The organism is Arthrobacter sp. JCM 19049 (assembly GCF_001310435.1).
The window spans coordinates 1-1,607 of the sequence record NZ_BAXF01000486.1 but is presented as its reverse complement, the minus strand read 5'-3'; the positions used below and the strand labels follow the sequence as shown (position 1 = coordinate 1,607).

Here is a 1,607-nt window from a genome sequence, read left to right as displayed (position 1 = left end):
TCCACCTCTGACACCCCCTTTTCCCGCCATGACACCTCCGCCGCCGGGCACCCCACCCGCGGTCCCGGCGCCGACCCTGCCCTCCGAAGGAGAACCCGATGACCCTGACCGCTACCGCCCCACCGGCCACCGCCCGCAGCGTGCTGGACGCCCTGGAGGCCGAATCCATCCACATCATCCGCGAGGTGCTGGCCGAATTCGAAAAACCCGCCCTGCTCTTCTCCGGCGGCAAGGATTCGGTGGTGGTGCTGCACCTGCTGGCCAAGGCCGTCGCCCCGGCCCGGATCCCCATCCCGGTGGTGCACATCGACACCGGCCACAACTTCGGTGAGGTGATCAAGTTCCGCGACGCCACCGTCGCCCGGTACGGGTTGCGCCTGATCACCGGCTCGGTGCAGGAGTACATCGAGCGCGGCGAGCTGATCCAGCCGGCCGACGGCACCCGCAACCGGCTGCAGACCCGGGTGCTGCTGGACACGCTGGAGGCCAACGGCTTCGACGCGGTCTTCGGCGCGCCCGCAGATGAGGACAAGGCCCGGGCCAAGGAACGCATCCTGTCCCTGCGCAACGAATTCGGCACCTGGGATCCGCGCAACCAGCGCCCGGAGGTGTGGAACCTGTACAACGGGCGCCACGAGCCCGGCTGGAGCGTGCGCGCCTTCCCGATCTCCAACTGGACCGAAAAGGACATCTGGGCGTACATCGAACGCGAAGGCATCGAACTGCCCGGCATCTACTTCGCCCACTGCCGCCAGGTGTTCGAACGCGACGGGATGTGGCGGGCCGTCACCCCGGTCAGCCAGCCGCACCCGCACGAGACCGTGAGCGTGCGCAAGGTGCGCTACCGCACCGTGGGGGACGCCAGCTGCACCGGGGCGGTGCTCTCCGAGGCCGACACCGTCCCCAAGGTTTTGGACGAACTGGCCCTGAGCACCCTGACCGAACGCGGAGCCACCCGGGCCGATGACCGGATCTCCTCCGCCGCCATGGAAGACCGCAAGAAGGAAGCTACTTCTAAAATGACCGCCACCCACACCACACCACACGCCACCGCACCGCCGAGCCACCACCCTGCTGCGCATCGCCACCGCCGGTCGGTGGACGACGGCAAGTCCACGCTGGTGGGCCGCCTGCTGCACGATGCGAAGGGATCTTGGCCGACTCACTGGACGAGCTGGCCCGCACCAGCGCCGAACGCGGCTTCGGCGGCCACACCCCGGCCCTGGATCTGGCATTGCTCACCGACGGGCTGCGCGCCGAACGCGAACAGGGGATCACCATCGACGTGGCCTACCGCTACTTCGCCACCCCACAGCGCTCCTTCATCCTGGCCGACTGCCCGGGCCACGTGCAGTACACCCGCAACACCGTCACCGGCGCCTCCACCGCGGACGCGGCCATCGTGCTGGTCGATGCCCGCCACAGGGTGGTGGAACAAACCCGCCGCCACCTGGGAGTGCTCGGGCTGCTGCGGGTGCCGCAGCTGATCATCGCCGTGAACAAGATGGACCTGGTCGGCTGGGACGAAACCGTGTTCCGCGGCATCAGCGAGCAGGTGGGGGAGTTGGCCGCCGGGCTCGGGGTGGGTACCACCCACCTGATCCCGG

General features: G+C 69.0%; 2 pseudogenes. Both read left to right on the top strand.

What is annotated here, in order from left to right:
- Positions 1–98: 98 nt before the first annotated feature.
- Positions 99–1,007, top strand: a pseudogene (gene cysD, locus JCM19049_RS13655) (sulfate adenylyltransferase subunit CysD); the annotation flags it as partial.
- 64 nt (positions 1,008–1,071) lie between these two features.
- Positions 1,072–1,607: pseudogene (locus JCM19049_RS13650) on the top strand (GTP-binding protein); the annotation flags it as partial.